This is a genomic window from Beijerinckia sp. L45 (assembly GCF_009765775.1).
In the GTDB taxonomy this organism is placed as follows: domain Bacteria; phylum Pseudomonadota; class Alphaproteobacteria; order Rhizobiales; family Beijerinckiaceae; genus RH-AL1.
This window is the reverse complement of the sequence record NZ_LMUU01000237.1, coordinates 2,188-3,033: the sequence shown is the minus strand read 5'-3', so window position 1 is coordinate 3,033 and position 846 is coordinate 2,188. Positions and strand designations below refer to the sequence as shown.

The 846-nt window shown below is 64.9% G+C and carries 1 protein-coding gene; it reads left to right on the top strand.

Annotated features, from left to right (window positions below):
- Positions 1-117: 117 nt before the first annotated feature.
- A partial coding sequence (locus GSQ79_RS24515; protein WP_158811382.1) for an RNA ligase family protein occupies positions 118-846 on the top strand: 729 nt, incomplete at its 3' end.

Below are 846 nucleotides of genomic sequence, written 5' to 3'. Positions count from 1 at the left end.
GTCGACGGCTCTGACCAAGCGTTGCACGCGAATGACCGCTTGGCTGCCGCCTCTATAATGAAACCCAGCCGCAGAGGCTAGAACGCCGCCTTAACAACCATGCGGCAGCTTCGGCCCATGCCGAAGCTGCCACGCAAGCCACCACAACAGAAGAAAAACGACGCAGTCGTCGAAGACCGTGTTGTCGGCCGTGCCGTCGTCGCTAAGCCGAGCGACCCGCGCCAGACCGGCTTGTTCGACCAGCCGCTGCCGAAGTGGATCAAGCCCTCGCTACCGACGCTCGTCGACAAGCCGCCGATCGGCGCGCAGTGGGTGCACGAGATCAAGTGGGACGGCTACCGCATCTCCGCCTACCTTTCCGCCGGCAAGGCCATGATATGCACCCGCAACGGCCACGACTGGACCGCTCGCTTCCCGGCGATCGCCGCCGCTTTGCCCGGCCTTAAGGCGCGCTCCGCCGTAATCGATGGTGAGGCCGTCGTCCTGGATGAGGAGGGGCGCTCCAACTTCGCGGAGCTGCAGGCCGCGTTGACGAAGCACGGTGCCGAGGCGGCCGTGATGTACGCTTTCGATCTCCTCTTCCTCGACGGCGAGGACCTGCGGACGAAGCCGCTCGAGGAGCGCCGCGCCCTGCTCGCTCCGCTCCTGAAGAAATCTGGCACCATACTCATGAGCGAGGAATTCACCGGCGCCGGCGCCGATTTATTTCGTGTCGCCTGCGAGCACGAGCTCGAGGGCATCGTGTCGAAGCGTCTCGACGTGCCGTATCGCTCCGGGCGGGTGAAGACCTGGCTGAAGACGAAGTGCGTGCAGTCCGACGCCTTCGTCATCGTGGGCTACCAGCCG